22 protein-coding genes are annotated in these 18314 nt (G+C 61.4%); 13 read left to right on the top strand and 9 right to left on the bottom strand.

Going from position 1 to position 18314, the window contains the following annotated elements; translation table 11 throughout:
* Nucleotides 1-88 precede the first annotated feature (88 nt).
* Nucleotides 89-1264 (top strand): sugar transporter, encoded by a 1176-nt coding sequence (locus tag DM813_RS20265; protein ID WP_128325144.1) that lies wholly within the window; start codon nucleotides 89-91, stop codon nucleotides 1262-1264.
* 10 nt (nucleotides 1265-1274) lie between these two features.
* Here DM813_RS20265 and DM813_RS20270 read toward each other — a convergent pair whose 3' ends face one another.
* On the bottom strand, nucleotides 1275-2801 hold the full coding sequence (locus tag DM813_RS20270) for an FAD-dependent monooxygenase (RefSeq protein ID WP_128325145.1): 1527 nt from the start codon (nucleotides 2799-2801) through the stop codon (nucleotides 1275-1277).
* Nucleotides 2802-2884: 83 nt separating this feature from the next.
* Nucleotides 2885-3112, bottom strand: a complete 228-nt coding sequence (locus DM813_RS20275) for a hypothetical protein (protein ID WP_128325146.1) — start codon at nucleotides 3110-3112, stop codon at nucleotides 2885-2887.
* A 233-nt stretch (nucleotides 3113-3345) separates the two neighbouring features.
* Here DM813_RS20275 and DM813_RS20280 point away from each other — a divergent pair, with 233 nt between their 5' ends.
* Nucleotides 3346-3561, top strand: a complete 216-nt coding sequence (locus DM813_RS20280) for a TOBE domain-containing protein (protein ID WP_010227092.1) — start codon at nucleotides 3346-3348, stop codon at nucleotides 3559-3561.
* On the opposite strand, the gene DM813_RS20285 is transcribed toward DM813_RS20280, so the two are convergent.
* Entirely contained in the window at nucleotides 3556-4173 is a 618-nt protein-coding gene (locus DM813_RS20285) for a helix-turn-helix transcriptional regulator (RefSeq protein ID WP_128325147.1), read from the bottom strand. The two genes, DM813_RS20280 and DM813_RS20285, sit on opposite strands and share 6 nt — an antisense overlap.
* A 13-nt stretch (nucleotides 4174-4186) precedes the next feature.
* Nucleotides 4187-4819 carry a hypothetical protein gene (locus DM813_RS20290; RefSeq protein ID WP_128325148.1) on the bottom strand — a complete coding sequence of 211 codons (633 nt, stop codon included), beginning with the start codon at nucleotides 4817-4819 and terminating at the stop codon, nucleotides 4187-4189.
* 186 nt (nucleotides 4820-5005) lie between these two features.
* Between DM813_RS20290 and DM813_RS20295 the strand changes: the two genes are divergently transcribed.
* The 4 genes from DM813_RS20295 to DM813_RS20310 all read left to right on the top strand — a co-directional run bounded on the left by DM813_RS20295 (nucleotide 5006) and on the right by DM813_RS20310 (nucleotide 7090).
* Complete coding sequence (locus tag DM813_RS20295) at nucleotides 5006-5905, top strand: EamA family transporter (protein WP_128325149.1); 900 nt, start codon at nucleotides 5006-5008, stop codon at nucleotides 5903-5905.
* A gap of 69 nt (nucleotides 5906-5974) precedes the next feature.
* Nucleotides 5975-6295 (top strand): YbjQ family protein, encoded by a 321-nt coding sequence (locus DM813_RS20300; protein WP_128325150.1) that lies wholly within the window; start codon nucleotides 5975-5977, stop codon nucleotides 6293-6295.
* Between the two features lie 162 nt (nucleotides 6296-6457).
* Entirely contained in the window at nucleotides 6458-6646 is a 189-nt protein-coding gene (locus tag DM813_RS20305; protein WP_128325151.1) for a hypothetical protein, read from the top strand.
* 141 nt (nucleotides 6647-6787) lie between these two features.
* Nucleotides 6788-7090, top strand: a complete 303-nt coding sequence (locus DM813_RS20310; RefSeq protein ID WP_128325152.1) for a hypothetical protein — start codon at nucleotides 6788-6790, stop codon at nucleotides 7088-7090.
* On the opposite strand, the gene DM813_RS20315 is transcribed toward DM813_RS20310, so the two are convergent.
* Both DM813_RS20315 and DM813_RS20320 read right to left on the bottom strand, forming a co-directional pair.
* Nucleotides 7081-7503, bottom strand: coding sequence for a group II truncated hemoglobin (locus DM813_RS20315; RefSeq protein WP_128325153.1), 423 nt, complete (start codon nucleotides 7501-7503; stop codon nucleotides 7081-7083). The two genes, DM813_RS20310 and DM813_RS20315, sit on opposite strands and share 10 nt — an antisense overlap.
* A gap of 114 nt (nucleotides 7504-7617) precedes the next feature.
* Nucleotides 7618-7950 (bottom strand): hypothetical protein, encoded by a 333-nt coding sequence (locus DM813_RS20320; protein WP_128325154.1) that lies wholly within the window; start codon nucleotides 7948-7950, stop codon nucleotides 7618-7620.
* A 361-nt stretch (nucleotides 7951-8311) separates the two neighbouring features.
* On the opposite strand from DM813_RS20320, the gene DM813_RS20325 reads away from it, so the two are divergent.
* Nucleotides 8312-9802, top strand: coding sequence for a DASS family sodium-coupled anion symporter (locus DM813_RS20325; protein WP_128325155.1), 1491 nt, complete (start codon nucleotides 8312-8314; stop codon nucleotides 9800-9802).
* A 69-nt stretch (nucleotides 9803-9871) separates the two neighbouring features.
* On the opposite strand, the gene DM813_RS20330 is transcribed toward DM813_RS20325, so the two are convergent.
* The 3 genes from DM813_RS20330 to DM813_RS20340 all read right to left on the bottom strand — a co-directional run bounded on the left by DM813_RS20330 (nucleotide 9872) and on the right by DM813_RS20340 (nucleotide 12088).
* The gene (locus DM813_RS20330; protein WP_128325156.1) at nucleotides 9872-10420 is read right to left on the bottom strand and encodes a cupin domain-containing protein; all 549 of its coding nucleotides are present in this window, start codon (nucleotides 10418-10420) and stop codon (nucleotides 9872-9874) included.
* A 70-nt stretch (nucleotides 10421-10490) separates the two neighbouring features.
* On the bottom strand, nucleotides 10491-11045 hold the full coding sequence (locus DM813_RS20335; RefSeq protein ID WP_128325157.1) for a cytochrome b: 555 nt from the start codon (nucleotides 11043-11045) through the stop codon (nucleotides 10491-10493).
* Entirely contained in the window at nucleotides 11042-12088 is a 1047-nt protein-coding gene (locus tag DM813_RS20340) for a catalase family peroxidase (RefSeq protein WP_128325158.1), read from the bottom strand. Before DM813_RS20340 ends, DM813_RS20335 begins: the two co-directional genes overlap by 4 nt.
* Before the next feature lie 131 nt (nucleotides 12089-12219).
* On the opposite strand from DM813_RS20340, the gene DM813_RS20345 reads away from it, so the two are divergent.
* The 6 genes from DM813_RS20345 to DM813_RS20370 all read left to right on the top strand — a co-directional run bounded on the left by DM813_RS20345 (nucleotide 12220) and on the right by DM813_RS20370 (nucleotide 18284).
* The gene (locus tag DM813_RS20345) at nucleotides 12220-12729 is read left to right on the top strand and encodes a sigma-70 family RNA polymerase sigma factor (RefSeq protein WP_128325159.1); all 510 of its coding nucleotides are present in this window, start codon (nucleotides 12220-12222) and stop codon (nucleotides 12727-12729) included.
* Complete coding sequence (locus tag DM813_RS20350; RefSeq protein ID WP_128325160.1) at nucleotides 12726-13478, top strand: anti-sigma factor family protein; 753 nt, start codon at nucleotides 12726-12728, stop codon at nucleotides 13476-13478. Before DM813_RS20345 ends, DM813_RS20350 begins: the two co-directional genes overlap by 4 nt.
* Nucleotides 13479-13542: 64 nt before the next feature.
* Complete coding sequence (locus DM813_RS20355; RefSeq protein ID WP_128325161.1) at nucleotides 13543-13878, top strand: DUF2790 domain-containing protein; 336 nt, start codon at nucleotides 13543-13545, stop codon at nucleotides 13876-13878.
* Between the two features lie 126 nt (nucleotides 13879-14004).
* Nucleotides 14005-14745: a FecR domain-containing protein gene (locus tag DM813_RS20360; protein ID WP_128325162.1), complete on the top strand. Its 741-nt coding sequence runs from the start codon at nucleotides 14005-14007 to the stop codon at nucleotides 14743-14745.
* 373 nt (nucleotides 14746-15118) lie between these two features.
* Nucleotides 15119-16720, top strand: coding sequence for a diaminopimelate decarboxylase (lysA, locus tag DM813_RS20365; RefSeq protein WP_128325163.1), 1602 nt, complete (start codon nucleotides 15119-15121; stop codon nucleotides 16718-16720).
* Entirely contained in the window at nucleotides 16707-18284 is a 1578-nt protein-coding gene (locus DM813_RS20370) for a class I adenylate-forming enzyme family protein (RefSeq protein WP_128325164.1), read from the top strand. Before lysA ends, DM813_RS20370 begins: the two co-directional genes overlap by 14 nt.
* Nucleotides 18285-18314: the final 30 nt, after the last annotated feature.

Here is an 18314-nt window from a genome sequence, read left to right on the forward strand (position 1 = left end):
CCACTCGGGCCCCGCAGCCTGGGTGCTTAATGCTGGGCGCTGTTATGCACCTGGTGACTGCAATCGATTTGGAGCAACACCTCCACTCATGAATACTCCTGTGGATACGCGAGCCGGTAGCTGGCTCAGTGTGATCGCCCTGGCGTTGGCCGCATTTATCTTCAATACCACCGAGTTTGTGCCGGTGGCCCTGCTCAGCGATATCGGCGCAAGCTTCGATATGTCGACCGCCCAGGTCGGCCTGATGCTGACCATCTATGCCTGGGTGGTTGCCCTGGCATCGCTGCCGATGATGCTGCTGACGCGCAACGTTGAGCGGCGCAAATTGCTGATCATTGTGTTTGTCCTGTTTATTGGCAGCCATCTGGTGTCGTGGATGGCGCAGAGCTTTGCCATGCTGCTGCTGAGCCGGATCGGTATCGCCCTGGCCCATGCGGTGTTCTGGGCGATCACTGCGTCCCTGGCCGTTCGCGTAGCGCCGCCGGGGCAGCAGGCCAAGGCGCTGGGCTTGCTGGCAACCGGTACTACCCTGGCAATGGTGATGGGCATTCCCCTGGGGCGGGTGGTCGGCGAGGCACTGGGCTGGCGCGTGACCTTCCTGGCGATTGCCGGGGTGGCGCTGGCGACCTTGCTGTGCCTGGTCAAGTCGCTGCCACTGTTGCCCAGCCAGAACTCCGGCTCGCTGCGCAGTGTGCCGGTGCTGTTCAAGCGCCCGGCCTTGGTGACGGTGTATGTGCTGGTGGCGTTGGTGATCGCCGCGCAGTTCACTGCTTACAGCTACATTGAACCGTTTGCCTTGCACGTTGCACAGGTGGGCGGGGAGCGCACGACGTTGCTGCTGTTGCTGTTCGGCGGCGCCGGGGTGTTCGGCTCGGTGTTGTTCAGTCGCTACAGCGAACGCTTCCCCAGCGGTTTTCTGATCGCTGCCATTACCCTGTTGGCCGCGTGTTTGCTGCTGTTACTGCCGCTGTCGCGGAGTTTTGCCCTGCTGGGTACGTTGAGCGTGTTCTGGGGCGTTGCGATCATGTGCTTCAGCCTGGCACTGCAATCGAAAGTCTTGATTCTGGCCAAGGATGCCACGGACGTCGCCATGGCGATGTTCTCCGGCATCTATAACATCGGCATCGGTGCCGGTGCCTTGATCGGCAGTGTGGTCAGCGTGCAGATGGGGCAGGCCAACATCGGCTTTGTCGGCGGATCGCTGGCGTTGCTGGGGCTGTTGCTGTGCGCGGTCACCACCTACCGTTTTGCCCGCCGGGCCTGATGCCGGGACGCTAGTGGATGCTCATGCCGCGTTCTTCGAAATAGGCATCCAGTTCGCCCGGCCCGGCATTGTTCCAGACCATGGCAATGTAGGTGTCCGGGCGTATCAGGTAGACGGCGTCGCGTACCAGTCCGGCCTCCTGATGCGCTTCGCTCCACATGAACACGTCCACCGGCACGCCGTGACCGCTGCACCATTGCACCAGCGCGGCGCTGACCGCACCGTAGACTTGAACCTGCCAGCAGATGCGCGACAGGCCGCTGTAGTTGTCGCGGCCACCGTCGGCGACCCAGGGCAGTCGGTCACCACCCTGAAGTCCGCCTGCGTTACCAGCGCTCAGGGGCATGTAGCGGTAATTGAGATTGATCTGCGAGACCGTCCTGAAGAGAAACTCGCGAGCCGACCTGAAGGCCACCAGCCGCGGTATCACCCGGGGTGCCAGGCGGGTGCGCAGCAAGGTGGCCAGACGGCTGTCGGCCGTGACGAAACTGAACACCTGATCGGTGCTCGACACCAGACGATGAGCAAAGGCACTGCGTTCGATTTCGTAGGTGTCGAGCAGGCTGTCGGTGGCCATGCGATGCAGGACGCTGGCGAGCTTCCAGGCGAGATTGATCGCGTCGCCGATACCGGTGTTCATGCCCTGTCCGCCGGCAGGGCTGTGCACATGTGCCGCGTCGCCGAGCAGGAAAGCCCGCTGCTGGCGAAACTGCGCGGCAACCCGGTGGTGCACGCGGTAGGTGGAAAACCAGTTGACCTGCTGCACCTGTACCTTGAGGTGGTCGATCGCCCGTCGGCTGACATCCTCGAAGCGTAGTTTGTCGGGGTGTTCGGCACGTTCGTCGCGCACGGTGCCGATCAGCCGCGCACGGCCACCGGCATCCAGTGGGAAAACGGCAAGAAAGTCCGCTTCGTCCAGGTCGACATGCAGCTCGCCATTGAGCGCGGGCCCCGTGGCGACGACGTCGGCCACATAGAACACTTGCTGGTAGGTGCCGCCGGGAAAGCCGACGTTCAGGGCTTTGCGCACCGTCGAACGGGCGCCGTCGCAACCGGCCAGGTACGCCGCTTCGCAGCGGTCTTCCAGGCCGTCGGCATGGCGCAACTGAGCGCTGATGCCCTGGGCGTCCTGGTTGAATCCGAGCAATTCGGTTTCACGCTCCACTTCGACGCCGAAGGTTTTCAGGCGTTCGATCAGCAGCTGTTCGTGTTCATCCTGGGCAAAGATATGCAGAAAGGGGTAGGGGGTAAAACCGCCGCCGATATCGCCGAAGGGCAGGCGCGCTGCGGTGTGGCCCTTGACCCAGAGGTTGGCGGCGGGCACCCGGTGGCCGCGTTTGACGACTGCGGCGGTGAGGTCCAGCTGGCGGTACAGCTCCAGGGTCCGCGCCTGCACAGCCAGGGCGCGAGAAGTGGTGCCAGGGCCCGAGGTGCGGTCGATGATGCGGACCTTCACCCCCAGTTTGCTCAGCCACAGCGCCAGCACCAGCCCTGTAGGGCCGGCGCCGATGATCAGTACCTCACAGCGGCTCGGCATTGTGAATCGCTCCGTGAATCCGCAGTGACACGTACTAAGTGTATGCCTGATACCGGGATTTGCGCGTTGATCGGAGCAAGTGATTACTCGGCTTTGGCGCGCACGATTCGCCCGCTTTTGATTTCGTCGGCGTAGGCGTGAAGCTTGTCGGAGTCTTTGTACAGGCGGTTCATCAGGTGCAGCACCGCGACCACATCGACACCGTCGATACGCTCGGCCAGTCGGCTGATCTCGCCAGCAGTACGTTCAAGGTTGGAAGCAACGCTTTTAAGGTCGCGTTTGAGCTCTGCGGAAGATTTTTTCAGGGCCATGGGCACCTCGTGAGGGAGTGGGCGGCAGCACGTTGCAGGTCGCAGTCCGTTCAGGCCCGAAGGTTTTCAGGTCGCTGTGACAATCGATGCGGTGCTGGGCAAAAAGGCGATTTTCTCATATCTCTTTCGGTTCTATTAAAATTATTATTTATTCTTTTTAATTTTATTGGCTTGGGTGCACTCTGCACCTCAAGCACTGCGCGGCAGTGCACCACGAAATGAGGAAGCAGAGTATGACTATCAAGGCGATCAACGTACGCAACCAGTTCAAGGGCACGGTCAAGGAGATCATCGAAGGGCCAGTGGTATCGGAAATCGATGTGCAGACCTCGGCGGGTATCGTCACCTCGGTCATCACCACCCGTTCGGTGCACGAGCTGGAGCTGCGCGTGGGTAGCGAAGTGATTGCGTTCGTGAAGTCCACCGAGGTGTCGATCGCCAAGCTATGAGGTGTTGCGCGTCAATTGAAAGCGACACACCTGTCCACCGCGCAACATGCATTCCTGATGTTGTACCTGCCCACCGCCAAGGCTGCCAATCAGCGCCAGGTCGAGCTCACAGACTTCAGGGTGAGCCTCGGCCAGCTGATGGAACACGCAGTTGTGAGCGACGATTTGCGCTGTACTTCCTGAGCGAAAAAACACCTCGGCTTCGTAGCCGACATCCTTCATGAGCCCCGCAATGTGCGATTCATCGAGCACGCTGGCACTCAGGTCGGCCGCCATTTTCTGGCCCAGGCTGCGCATCAGGGCTACCAGTGCCTCATGCCCGATCAGGCTGGCGACTTCATCGATCAGCAGGTTGGCCAGCATCTGGTAATGGCGTGGGAACAATTCCCGGCCACGTGGGCTGAGCCGGTGCAACTGCTCGGGGCGCCGGCCGGTGGCACGCAACTCACCGCGCACCACCAGGCCATCCCGTTCAAGCGCCGCCAGGTGCTGACGCACGGCTGTTCGCGTGACCGACAGCTGCCTGGCCAGCTCTTCGATGCTCATACCCGCAGCCGTGTGCAGCAGGGCTGACAACAGCTCCTGTTGGGTGCGCCCCAAGCCTTCGAACATCGGTTGGCTCCGTTCAGAACTTGTCTGGAAACTGTTTGACCAGGGCCGCCGTCAGCGCGTCGGCCAGGCCAAGAATATGTTCGCGCATCTGTTTCCAGGTGGCTGCTTCTGCCTTGTAGTCCTTTTTCCCGAGTTCGTCGATCTGGGCAATGTGGTGCCCACCGTGGGCGGCAAGCAGGGTGGTGAGCGTCGCTTCTGGCAAATAAGGGTTGGCCGTGGCCAGAAACTTGGCCAGGGCCTTGGCGTTGCTGGTCAGGTCGTTGACGGCGGCCTGTTTGCCCGAGGCGGACTGGCTGACACTGGCATCACTGTAGTGCTTGACCGCACCCCAGTGACCGGCCAGCAACTTGAGCAACTGGTCAGCGGCTGGCTGGCCATAAAGCGGGGCAATGCTGTTGGCAATGGCGGTGGCGTTGCTGACTACCTCCTGGCTGGCGACCTCGGCTTGTTGATGATTGCCGGCCTGATTGGCAATGGCGTAGTTGCGAATCCAGAAAATATGCTCCACCCACAGATCGCGCAGCGCCAGGCGGGTACTCAGCGCTGCAGATTCGGCGGGCGGCGGCGGGGTTTGCGCCGCGGAGCTCAGGGAAGGGAGCACACACAAGGCTGCAAGCAGCAGCATGACTGACAGTCTGGTTTTCATGGCAGTACCCTCGACGGGTGAAGTGGCCTACAAAATCAATTACAGCATGAAAATATGCCGTAATTGATTCTGGCGCCGAACGGTCATGGCGGCGTGATGATTGATACACACGTCGCTGGCAAGGATGCGATCCCCCCTCTGTGTCATTATGCTGTTGCGAAATATTACAAGGGTGGGTGAGGGATAATGCCGTTAAAGGATTTGCTGTTGGCGCTCGTAGTGATCATTGCGTGGGGGCTCAATTTCGTCGTCATCAAGGTCGGCCTCGATGGCTTGCCGCCCATGCTCCTGGGCGCCCTGCGTTTTGCCCTGGTGGCGCTGCCGGCGGTATTCCTGATCAAGCGCCCGCAGTTGCCGTGGCGTTGGCTGATTGCCTATGGCGCGACCATTTCCCTGGGCCAGTTCGCCTTTCTCTTCGAAGCCATGCACAACGGCATGCCACCGGGATTGGCGTCGCTGGTGCTGCAATCACAGGCGTTCTTTACCCTGTTCTTTGCCGCGCTGTTTCTCGGTGAGCGGCTACGGGCCGCCAGTGTCTCGGGGTTGCTGGTAGCAGCGCTGGGCCTTGCCCTGATCGGCAGCGAAAACAGTGCCCATGTACCGTTATTCGCCTTGATTTTGACCTTGTGTGCGGCGTCGATGTGGGCCATGGGCAACATCATCACCCGGCGTTTTGGCTCGGTTGACCTGGTGGCGCTGGTGATCTGGGGCGCGCTGATTCCGCCGCTGCCGTTTTTTGCCCTGTCCTGGTGGCTGGAGGGGCCGGCACTGATCGAAAGCTCACTGCGCGGCATTGGCTGGAACTCGATCCTGGCGTTGGCTTACCTGGCGTTTATCGCCACCTTGCTCGGCTACAGCCTGTGGGGCTCGTTGCTGTCACGCTACCCGGCGGGCAAGGTCGCGCCGTTCTCGCTGCTAGTCCCGGTAGTGGGTTTGAGCTCTGCAGCCGTGCTGCTCGATGAGCGCTTGACCGCGCTGCAGGGGTGGGGAGCGTTGCTGGTGATGGCCGGGCTGTTGATCAATGTGTTTGGTTCGCGCCTGGTCCGTTATTTACGCCCGCAGGCGGCGGATCAGGGCAATGCCTGATTTGCTACCATTGGCGCCTTTGTCCGTCAGCTTTCATGGCGGCGGACGTCAATTGCGCGGGAGAGCACGATGATCATCACCACCACAGGCACCATCGAAGGCCGACAGATTGCGGCCTATCTGGATGTGGTCAGCGCCGAATCCGTTCAGGGTATCAACGTGGTGCGCGACGTGTTTACCCGCTTTCGCGATGTGTTTGGCGGCCGTTCGCAAACCTTGGAAAGCGCCCTGAAAGAAGCCCGCAGCCAGGCCACCGAAGAGATCAAGGCGCGGGCACGCAGCCTGCAGGCGGATGCGATCGTCGGGCTGGATTTTGAAATCAGCATGCCGTCTGCCGCTGGCGGGATGGTAGTGGTGTTCGTCACAGGTACAGCGGTGAAGCTCAGGTAAGCACCGAGGTGCGACAAAATAGCCCGGCCATTGGTCGGGCTTTTTTGTTTTCGTCTGATTGGTCCGTAAATGACCGGCTAGTCTGAAAATCACTTGGTCGGTGCTTGTCTGGGCAATCCAGCTGATTGCCGGTACCGACCTGACATCAGCAGGAGCCAGGACATGAGTGAAGGTTACGTTGAGGACAACGGCGACGAATTTCCCATCAACAATCAGGTACGCTGTGGTCAGGCAGCGTTTCGCCTGGGCTTTGCCCACATGACCCTGGACGACTCCGACCAGGCCAGGCCAAGCCATTTGCAACGCGTGAAGAAGGGACGATTCATGCCCAGGATTCCTGTGAAAAAGTGAACCCGTTCTCATCACCCCGCCACAAAAAGCGGGGTTTTTTATGCATTGCTTGACCTTGCTCAACGCTTGCGACGCGGGCGCTCGCCTGAATCGCACTTGTATGCGTTACTTGTCCGGCTGCTATCAACTCAGGGGGTAAAGATGCGCATCAGGGAAGAGACATATTGGCAATGGGCGGACGCGCAACTGCACAGCCGCAGCCACGACGAACAACTCAGTGACGGTACCAGCATCGATGTGCAGGTCAGGCTGTCACGCACAGGCGCCACGCAACTGTTCCTGGGGGTGTATTCAGGCGCAGGCAAGGCGATGGTGGAGGAGTATTACCAGAACCGTCCAGGTGAAACCATGACCCGGGCGATGGTCTGGGGCGTCGACCGCGCCAGGGCGCTGCTGACTGGCGAGTTTCCCCTGACCGAGGCCCCGCTACGGCGTCAGGCCTGAGCGTGGCGGTTGCGGCTGGCCTGGACAATGCGCTGGGCCGGTACGCGCAACTGGCGCAACAGGTACTCGGCAAACGCCGGCGCGTAGCCTTGTAGGGCAATGGCCTGTGCCATGCAGTTCAGCCAGATCTCGCTGTGGGATTCATCGATTGGCCAGCGTGCATGGAAGGCCGGAATGGCAATCGAACCGTAGCGCTCGCTGAACAGCGACGGGCCGCCAAGCCAACCACTGAGAAAGCACGCCAGCTTGTCCCGCGAGAGGTCCAGATTGGCCGGGTGCATTTGACGCACCGCGCGCGCGTCTTCGGACTGATCCATCAACCGGTAGAAATCATCGACCAGACGACGCAGGCCGTCGATGCCGCCGGCTGCCTGGTAGGAAGCATCGCCAGTGCCGAAAGCGGGACTGTTCATGGCTTGACCCTTGACTGAAAGCGCTAGTGTAAACGGGCAGGGCAGAAATGAAAAAACCCGATCCTTGCGGATCGGGTTTTGTCGTTGCTACTGACTGGCTTGCCTTTCAGGCACTCAGCAGAGGCGGTCGATTACCGCAACGCCGGGCTTGTTTTGCAGCATTGCCCACTCGTGTTGCAGGGTTTGCAGTACACGCTCGACGTACTGGGTGTCGGCGGCGGCTTTCTTGCCGACATAGCCCTGGCCACGACGGTACATCTTCAACCGGGCACGCATGTTCGGGGTATGTTGCTCGAACTGCGCTTCATCGGTGAGTGGCCCCAGGCTGTCCAGGCGAACTTCGCCCGCTTCGCAAACCCAGAGGATATGGCTGTCGAGTGTGTCGCGGCGCGCGGCGAACAGCCGGGCCAGTTCGTCAACAGTCGGTTGATTGTTCAGATTCATCATAAAGCCCCCTTGACCATTCGTAGTTGAGTAAAACTCGGCGCACGTCATGTAGCGTTGAAATACAGCTGCTACAGCAGCGTCACAACTGGGGGCTTTTACCTGCTGCCTTTTGGGCAGTACCCATCCGCATACAGCTCCTGGATCCTTCGAGCTGCCTGGAACACCCTTGCCAGTGCCTCCGATCGGGGAGACAGCCTCATCATGCAAGGACCGATGAACGGCGTCAACAGGTTTTGTAGTGATTTTTTTATGGCACTACATATTGTCTGACAATGCGTGCTTTGCTTGTGTTGATGCGTATCAGTTCTTGCACCCGGGAAGTGGTCGATCATCATTCCACATGCACCGCAGGGAGATGTTCATGAGCTCATCGGTAAACGCACCGGAAGCGCAAACCAACCGCGTGAAAATTCCACTGGGGCTATGGGTGGGTGTCGCCGTCATGATCGGCGTATTGCTGTTGCCGCTACCGCCCGACCTGCCGGTGGCCGGGCATCGGGTGCTGGCGATCCTGGCGTTCGCGGTGGTGGTATGGATCACCGAGGCGGTGTCGTACGAAGCGAGTGCGATCATGATCACCTCGCTGATGGCCTTTCTGCTCGGCACCGCGCCGACGGTGGCCGACCCCTCGGTGACCTATGGTTCGTCGGCAGCCATCAGCCTGGCCCTGACCGGGTTCTCCAACAGTGCCCTGGCGCTGGTGGTTGGCGCCTTGTTCATCGCAGCGGCCATGACCCATACCGGGCTGGACCGACGTATCGCCCTGGTTACCCTGTCGAGTATCGGCGTCAGCACCCGGCGTATCTTGCTCGGCGCCGTGGCGGTAACCATCCTGCTCAGCCTCGTGGTACCCAGTGCCACGGCCCGCAGTGCCTGTGTCGTGCCGATCATGATGGGGGTGATTGCCGCCTTCGGGGTCGACAAGCGTTCCAACATCGCTGCCGGGATCATGATCATCGTTGCGCAAGGCACCAGTATCTGGAACATCGGTATCCAGACTGCGGCCGCGCAGAACCTGCTGACTGTAGGCTTCATGGACAAGATGCTGGGCGCGCGGGTGTCGTGGATCGACTGGCTGATTGCCGGGGCGCCCTGGGCAGTGATCATGTCGGCGGTGCTGATTTTCATCGTGCTCAAGCTGCTACCGCCTGAAAGCGACAGCATTCCCGGGGGCAAGGCGGCCGTGAGTGCGACGCTGGCAGAGCTCGGGCCCATGAGCGGGGCGCAGAAGCGCCTGCTGGCTGTTTCGGTGCTGTTGCTGCTGGCCTGGGCCACCGAGGGCAAATTGCATCGCTTCGACACCACCACGACCACCTATGCCGGGCTGGTGATCCTGTTGATGCCACGCATCGGAGTGATGACCTGGAAAGACGTACAGGCCAGGATTCCCTGGGGCACGGTGATTGTATTCGGGGTGGGTATCAGCCTGGGTACCACCTTGCTGACCACACAGGCCGGGCAATGGCTGGGTGCGCAGGTGGTGGCCCATACCGGGCTGGACCAGCTGGGCACGCTGGGGGTGTTCTCGATCCTGGCGGCGTTTCTGATCCTGATCCACCTGGGTTTTGCCAGTGCCACGGCACTGACCTCGGCGCTGTTGCCGATCCTGATCGCCGTGTTGCAGACCTTGCCGGGTGACTTCAGTCGCCTGGGCATGACCATGGCCTTGGGCTTTGTAGTCAGCTATGGCTTCATACTGCCAATCAACGCGCCGCAGAACATGGTGTGCCTGGGCACGGAAACCTTCAATGCCAAGCAGTTTGCCCGCGTGGGCATTCTGGTAACCGTGGTGGGCTACCTGCTGATGTTGGTGTTTGCGGCAACCTGGTGGCACTGGCTGGGCTGGATGTAGCGCCAACGCAAACAAACGCGCCTGCAGAGGCAGGCGCGTTTGTCGTGAAGCGCGTATCGAGGGTTGGCGTCAGAAGTTCGCCGGGGTGTTGGCGCTAATGATTTCCGCTTCATCCTGGCCAATGTTCTTGAAGCTGTGGGGCAGGGTAGTAGGAAAGTAGTAGCCGTCACCCGAGTTGAGGATGCTGACCTGGCCGTCAACCCGCAATTCGATGGTGCCGCGGGTGACAAGGCCGCACTCTTCGCCTTCGGAATGCACGATCGGCTCGTCGCCCGAGTCGGCGCCGGGGGCATAAAGTTCGCGCAGCATACGCATCTGCCGCCCTTCGACGCTGGCACCTACCAGAAGCATGCGCAGGCCGCTGTTACCGAGGTCCGGTTGCTCGGTGGAGCGGAACACGAAGCGCTCTTCGCGGATCGGCTCGTCAAAGCTGAAGAACTCCGCCAGGGACATGGGAATGCCTTCGAGCAGCTTTTTCAGGGAACTGACCGAGGGGCTGACGCGATTCTGCTCGATCTGGGAAATCGTCGAGTTAGTCAGCCCGCTACGGCGGGCCAGCTCCCGCTGGGAGAGTTTGTTGCGTTCACGCACCAGTTTGAGTCGTGTCCCCGTGTCCATAGCCGCCTTATAAGTCAAAAATTTTTGGCGAAGCATTAAAGCACATTCTACAACGCTTTAGCGGTCTGCCTTACTCTTTGGCTTCTAAGGGTTGGCGCCGGATTGGGCCTGGCCACATGCTGCGTAACACGCCATCACGGCGGATTAGCGCATGCACCAGCGCGGCCCCCAGGTGTACCAGCACCGTTGCGAACAGCAGATAGGCCAACCAGCCATGAGCCCGGCGCAACACGGCATACAGCTGCAAATCATGAGGCAGCAGCGCGGGCAGTTGCAGTGGCAAGGGGTAGCCACCGGCCGAGAGCATGCCCCAACCAATCAGCGGCATGGCCAGCATCAAAGCATACAGCAGCAGGTGCGAGGCGCCGGCGGCCAGGCGTTGCAGGGGTGGCAGGTCGGTGGGCACGGGTGGGTGAGGTAAGGTCAGGCGCAGGATGATGCGGATCACCACCAGTACCAGCAAGGCCAGGCCGATCGCCTTGTGCACACTGATCAGCAGGGTATGACGCGGCGACAGGTCGGCGATCATGCTCACCCCGACAAACAGCATGGCGATGATCAGCACCGCCATTGACCAGTGCAGCAGGCGCGCCAGGGGATGAAAGGCAACAGGTGCAGGTTTCATGGGCGTGCTCCCAGTTGGGCCGCTTCGCGGCTGCGGCGGTTGAACGATTCCGAATAGGCTGCCGAGCGGGCGGCCAGGATCGGATCGGCGGAGGGCTCGATGCCGCTGGGCAGGATCAGCGGGTCGAAGTTGAGGTCGCGGCAAGCACCTTGCTCGGGAGGATCGACATGGTTGATGACCAGGGTGCCAGCATCAACCGTGCGGCGCTCTGCAGGCCAGGGCTGGCTCGGGTCGTCGACCGGGTCGCCAGCGGCTGCCAGGGTCAGGCGCAGGTTCCAGCGCAGTGGGCCCTGGCTCAAGCGTTGCTGCAGGTCGTGCTGCAGGTATTGCGGGTCGTCCACCGGCCCCGGCAGGGCAACGAACGGCGTTTCCGGCATCAGGCTCCAGCGCACGTACTGGCGGTTGCCGGCTTTATTGACCAAGGCAAAGGCATTGATGCTGTTGAAGCTGGAATTGGCAAAGCTGTCCGGCGCTTTGTAGTCCTTGGCCCATTGGCGAAAGGCGGCGCTTTCCGGGTGTGCGGCGAAGAACGCCTGCATGCGCGCGGGGTCGGGCTTGCCGGTGGCCGGGTCCGGGGTCATCGCCAGTACTTGCTGGTAAAAGGCTTCCGGGGTGCTGACTGCCAGTACCGGCGGGGTGTTCATGCCGGTGCGCCAGACTTCGCCGTCATCGCTGCTCAGTTGCAGCGCCAGGCTGCGCACCGGCACGCTGGTGTCGGCGCTGTGGGGGTTGGCACCGCCGATGGCGAAGCGGCCGATCACCGGCACCTGTGCCTGACTGAACACGCGCGCTCGGGACAGTGACTCGGCCTGGCGGTTGCTGAGGAAGTAGCCGCTCACACACAGCCCTTTGGCATGATTCTTACGGTAACCGGGAAAATGTCCGGCCTGATCTTCGAAGGTGTCGATGATGCGTTTGGGGCTGAGGGCGGCGCTGCCGATCCAGCCTGCGGCATAGGCGAAGCCCGCCGCCAGCGTGGCCAGGACCAGGCCGATTGCAGCCAGGCGCAGGGCGCGGGGTAGACCGTGTAACGGAGTGCTCATGGCGACGATCCAGGTCAGTGAATGAGCCGGTATGACGCTGCAGCGGAAATTTTATTCCCGTGCGCTGGAATAAATTTTTGTCTGCAGCGTCTGCCTCGTACACTGATCGCCTGAAGGCCAAGAACCTGGCAATGAACGAACTCGATGACGACCAATTGCGCGAGCTGATCGAGCGCCTGCGCCGCTTTGCCCTGTCGCTCACGCGTGAGGCCAGCAGTGCCGATGACCTGGTCCAGGCCACCATCGAGCGTGCCCTCAGCCGTCGCGCGCAGCAGCGCGAGCAGGACAGCCTGCGGGCCTGGCTGTTTTCCATCCTCTATCGGCAGTTTATCGATGGCAAGCGCCGCGATCGTCGCCATGCCCGCTGGTTGGCCTGGTTCGGCAGGGGTGAGGAGGCAGGCAATGCCACCGAAGATATCGTCATGGCCCAGTCGGGCCTGGCGGCCTTCGACCGCCTGCCCGCTGAGCAGCGGGCGTTGTTGCTGTTGATCAGTGTCGAGGGGTTGAGTTATCAGGAAGCCGCCCAGGCGTTGGGGGTGCCGACAGGCACGGTGATGTCGCGTTTGTCACGGGCGCGTACGGCGTTGCGTGCGCTGGCCGAGGGTACTGCTGCGTCGCCGGTGTTGCGGAGGTTGAAATGAGTGAGTTGATCCCGTCTGAAGATGAGTTACATGCCTACGTCGACGAGCGTCTGGACCCCGAGCGCCGACGAGCTGTCGCCCGGTACCTGGCGGCCAACCCGGATCAGGCCCTGCGGGTGGAGGGCTGGCAGCACGACGCCAGACAGCTGCGTGCGGCGTTGTCCGGCCTTGCCGGGCAGGCGGCCAACCCGCGACTGGACCCGGCCCGTCTGCGCCGGGAGTTGCGTCGACGCCGGCAGCGCCAGTGGGCCAATGCCGCAGTACTGTTGATTACCTTGGGGATCGGCGGTGTGGGTGGCTGGCAGGTGCGCGAGGCGAGCCTGCTGGCCAACAACCTGCCGATGGCCGATGCCGTCCAGGCCCATCGACTGTTCGCCGACGCCAATACACTTGACCTCAGCGCACGCGATCCGCAGCGTCTGCAAGCCTGGCTGGGCCAGCATTTTCGGCATGTCGGCAACGTGCCGGACTTGTCGGCCTACGGCTTCACGCCGCTGGGGGCGCGTTTGCTGAGCAATGAACAGGGGCCGGCTGCCTTGCTGGTGTTTGAGGATGCCCAAGGGCAACGGGTCAGCCTGTTTCTACGCTCACCGGGCGAGCACTTTGCGCGCATGCCCAGCGGCGAGCGGGTGGATGGGCAATTGCAGGCGCGTTATTGGTCGCGGGGCGACTACAACTACGCCTTGGTCAGCGCGGCATCCGACAGCCGTGGTGCAGACCTGCGCAAGGCGCTGGATATTGCCTTGTAGCCGGTTGGCAGGCCCGGGCGTAAGCTCTTACCTGTTCAGTCCATTGCCCGCGAGGTAAGGCGAAATGAAGAGCACGCACGGTTTGCTGGTGGCAGCTCAGGTGCTGCTGGCTACCCCGGGCGCACTGGCCGCTGCACCGTCGATGACGGACCCACGTCTGCTTGCCCATGCGCAGGCCGTGCAGGCCTATGCGGCCCGTAACGGCACTGCTGTCCCGACTATTGAAGACTACCACTACGGCGCAGCGCCCGACGTCGCCCGCCTGGTTGCGCAGACGCCGATGGCGCCGGGCTGCGAGGCGGCGCCTATGTTGATGACTTACGAGAGCTCAAGCGGGCAACTGGTGACCCTGCGCTACGCGCTTGAAGGGCAGTGCCCAAGGCTTCAGTCCGCGCGTTAGCGTCGTTTATTGATCCTGCGCACTTGGTTTGTGCATGTCGATTAAATAGAATCACTCTCGTTTGATTCCTTTGCCCGTGCAGGTGCGTTGAGATGACCACAGCCCTATCGCTTTCAGCCCTTACCTGTGGCTAACCCGGATCGCCCCCGAACCAGCCGCCGCCACCTGCTGCAAGGCAGTCTGGCACTGGCTGCCCTGGTACCGGCCGGCTGGCTGTTCAACCAACATTCGCCTCTGGCCGCCTGGCAAGCGGACCTCAACACGGCGGTGGGGGAGCGGCGTGGCATACGCCTGGCTGATGGCAGTGTGTTGCAGCTCAACACCGACACGGCGGCCGACCTGAACATGGCCGGCCATCAACTGACACTGATCCAGGGAGAAGTCGCCCTGAGTGTCAGTCGCGCCCAGCCGATCGAAGCGGATTTCGGCCTGGGGCAGGTGACCATCGGCCAGGCTCACGTGTGCCTTCGCCGTGATGCCGATGCCTGTCGTATCTCCGTGCTGTATGGCTCGGTGCAGGTGCGGCCCGAGCAGGGCATGGCGCTGACGTTGCAGTACGGCGACCAGTTGACGCTGTACCCCGATGGCAGCGGTGCCATGGGGCGCTTCGATCCCCACCGGCCGGACTGGCGCGATGGTGTGCTGAGTGTCGATAACCAGCCGCTGGCTGAGTTTCTGCGTGAAATCGCTCGTTATCGCCCTGGCGTGCTGCGTTGGGCTCCGGCAGTCGAGTCGCTGGCGGTGACCGGCACGTTTGCGCTGGGCGACACCGACCGGATCCTCGCTGCGCTGGTCGCCAGTCTGCCGGTAGCGGTGCAATCGCGCAGCCGCTACTGGGTCACCCTGGTTCCGCGACAAATCGTTTGAGGCCTGCGTCAGGATTAGGTTACCTGCGGTGCCCTCGTTCCGGATCAGATAACGCCCTGTATTGATTGGGAATACTCCTCACTGATACGGCAAACATGTGCCGATAATGCGCTGTTTTTCTCGAAAATGGCCAATTCGTCTTGTTTTTTGCCACTGTTTTGTCCATGGAATTGCCTTGACATCACCTTGGCCACGCTAGCAAAATTCGCATAAACTTTGCGCACAAAGTAATAGGTGAAAGCGCAAAGCTCATGTCAGTGATGTGCAACCAACGTTGAAGCCAATCCGCTAAGGCGCACGTACGAAAGCGCTTACACGCCGGGGCCCGGAGCACTGGCAGGGCGGGCCACTATAAGAATCAGGGGAGCAATAGATGAAGCTTTCTAAAGCGCTGGTCCTCCAGGCAAAGGCGACGTTCGGGACACCGACTTACCTCTACGATGAAACCGTGCTGCGCAGCAGTTTCAATGAGTTGCGCGATGCATTACCGGACTGCGTGGACATCTTCTATGCACTGAAGGTCAACCCCAATCTGTCGCTGGTGAAGTTGATCCGTTCCTACGGTGGCAACACTGAAGTCTGTTCGCTGGGCGAGCTGGAAATTGCCCTCAAGGCTGGAGTACCAGCGCAGGACATCATCTTTCTGGGCCCCTACAAAAAGCCCGAAGAGCACCGTCGAGCACTGGAAGTCGGTGTATTCGCCATTGTCGTCGAGTCTGAAACCGAGTTGCGCAAGTTGTCTGCCCTGGCTGGGGAGCTGGGCTGCGACGCACCTGTGGCGATTCGCATCAACCCGAACTTCTCGGCGGCAGGCTCGCCCTGGAAGATGGGCGGCCGGCCAACGCACTTCGGTATCCAGGAAGATACCGCTGTCGAGCATTTCGCCGAGTACCTGGCGCTACCCAACATCAAGGTCAAAGGCATCCACGTTTATAACGGCACCAAGATCCTCGATGCCCAGTCGGTCTACGACAACGCGGCGTACATTCTCGACCTGTTCCGCAGCTTGTCCCAGCGCTATCAGCTGGACATGCGCATGGTCGATGTCGGCGGCGGCCTGGGCATCAAGTATTACGAGAACGAAAAAGAACTGGATACCGCCCAGCTCAAAGCGCTGCTGACGCCGCTGTTCAACGCGTTTCATCAGCAGTTTCCGCGGACCCGCATCATCCTCGAATCCGGACGATTCATTGCCGGCAAGTGCGGCTCGCTGCTGGTCACCGTCGACACGATCAAGGACAACCACGGCAAGACCTTTGCCGTCACCGACGGCGGTACCCATTGCCATGGCGCTGCAGCGGGTAGCGGCCAGGTGCTCAAGCGCAACTTTCGTATCGTCAAGGTGACCGGTACCAGCGATGCGCCATTGCGCGAATACCACATCTCCGGGCCACTCTGTACCCCGGATGACCTGCTGGGGCGCGATGTGCAGATCGAAACCCTGGAAGAAGGTGACCTGCTGGCGGTGACGGCATCGGGGGCTTATGGCCCTTCGGCTTCACCGACGCTGTTTCACAGCCACGGGCACCCGGCCGAAGTGCTGGTCAGCCATGACCAGCTGTTTCTCGTGAGGGCGCGGCAGACGGCGCTGGAGATCCGCGACAGTCACGCTGACGTTCCCCTTGAAGCCATGCTCGGCGCTGGCACTGTCGCCGGGTCGGTAGCGGCTGCGCAGGTAGCCACCCAGCGTCAGCTGAGTGACATCCTGCGAGTAGTGCTGAATCTGTCGGCAGACACGCTGATCGATGCCGATTCGCGCCTGCGCGACGACCTGGGGCTGGATTCGCTGACCTCGATGGAATTGCTGATCAGCCTGGAAGATGAGCTGGAAGGTTTTTTTGTAAACCCGGACACCATTACCCCGGGCCACTTCAACACGGTTGCAAGCCTGGCCGGCTATATCGATGCACATCGCCAGACCCAGGCAGTGCGCCACTCCACGGAGGCTGTAGAGGTGCATCATGAACGCGTCTGAAGTGCTGTTGCAGGATGTGCTGGAGACCCGCAATGGTTTGCATCCAGACAAGGCCGCTGTCATCTACGCCGATGAAACCTACACCTACGCACAGCTGGACGACGCCAGTTCGCGGCTGGCGGCAGGTTTGCAGGTCAACGGCCTGCTGCGTCAGGAGCGGGTGGTGGTGTGCCTGGGCAACCGGGTCGAAACGGTCTGTGCGTTCTGGGGCATCCTCAAGGCGGGCGGGGTGGTGGTCAATGTCGGGCTGGACACACCGCCCGACACGCTCGACTACATCGTGCGCGACGCCGAGGCGTCGGTGCTGATTACCACCAGTGAGAAAATCGCCACCCTGTCGGTCAGTGCTGACGAAGTGGATCACCTCAGGCTGATCGTGTTGCTCGATGGCGAGGCCGGGTCGCCCGCTGCGCAAACCTTCGAAAGCCTGCTCGGGCAAGGCGCCGGGGTGCCATTGCCGTGCGGCAATCTCGACCTCGACCTGGCGGCGATCGTCTACACCTCAGGCTCCACCGGCTCGCCGAAGGGCGTGATGCTGACGCACCGCAACATGCTCGCAGCGCTGGGTTCGCTGCATACCTACCTGCAATACAACGATGCCGACAACGTGCTCTGTTCGCTGCCGTTGTCGTTCGACTACGGCCTGTACCAGATGATCATGGCAATCAACGCGGGGGCCACGCTGGTACTGGAAAAAGAGTTCACCTGGCCGCTGTTCCTGATTCGCAAGATTCGTCAGTACCAGATCACGGTGATCCCGTTCGTGCCCACCATGCTGATGTTGCTGCATGAATATGCGCACAAGCGTGGCGCGGTGTTCGCCGATGTGCGTATGGTCACCAACACCGGGGCATCGCTCAAGCCCGCCCACATTGGCCAGATGAAGGCGTTGTTCCCGCAGGCGCAGATTTTTTCCATGTACGGCCTGACCGAGTGCAAGCGCTGCACCTATCTGCCGCCGGAGGACATCGACAACAAGCCCGGCAGCGTCGGCATCGCCATTCCCAATACGGAACTCTGGCTGGTGGACGAACAGGACCAGCGCATCGATCAGCCTCACCACGTGGGTCAGTTGGTGATTCGCGGTGCCACGGTCATGGCGGGCTACTGGCGCAACCCGACCGCCACCGCGCTGGCGCTCAAGCCGGGGCGCTACCCGGGCGAAAGTGTGCTTTATACCGGTGATTACTGCAGCCTTGACGAAGATGGCTACCTGTATTTTCGCGGCCGCATGGACCACATGATCAAGTCACGTGGAATGAAAGTCAGCCCCAGCGAGGTGGAGAGCTTTCTCTACAGCATTGACGGTGTCGAAGCTGCTGCCGTGGTGGGTGTTGAGCATGCGACCGTGGGTGAGGGGTTGTGCGCATTCATTTCTCTGGGGCAGGGCGCCTCGTTGAGCACCGAGCAACTGCTTGAGCGTTGCCGCCAGGGGCTGGAGGCGCACAAAGTGCCACTGTCGATCAGTATCGAAAACAGTTTGCCGCGTACTGCCAACGGCAAGGTCGACCTGCAGCGCTTGCAGCAGTTGGCGCGTAACGCACAGGTAGCGCTGGTCGGATGAATGCCAAGGCCAGGTCAGGATGGTGGTACA

The sequence above is a fragment of the Pseudomonas alkylphenolica genome, assembly GCF_004025535.1.
GTDB lineage: Bacteria > Pseudomonadota > Gammaproteobacteria > Pseudomonadales > Pseudomonadaceae > Aquipseudomonas > Aquipseudomonas alkylphenolica_A.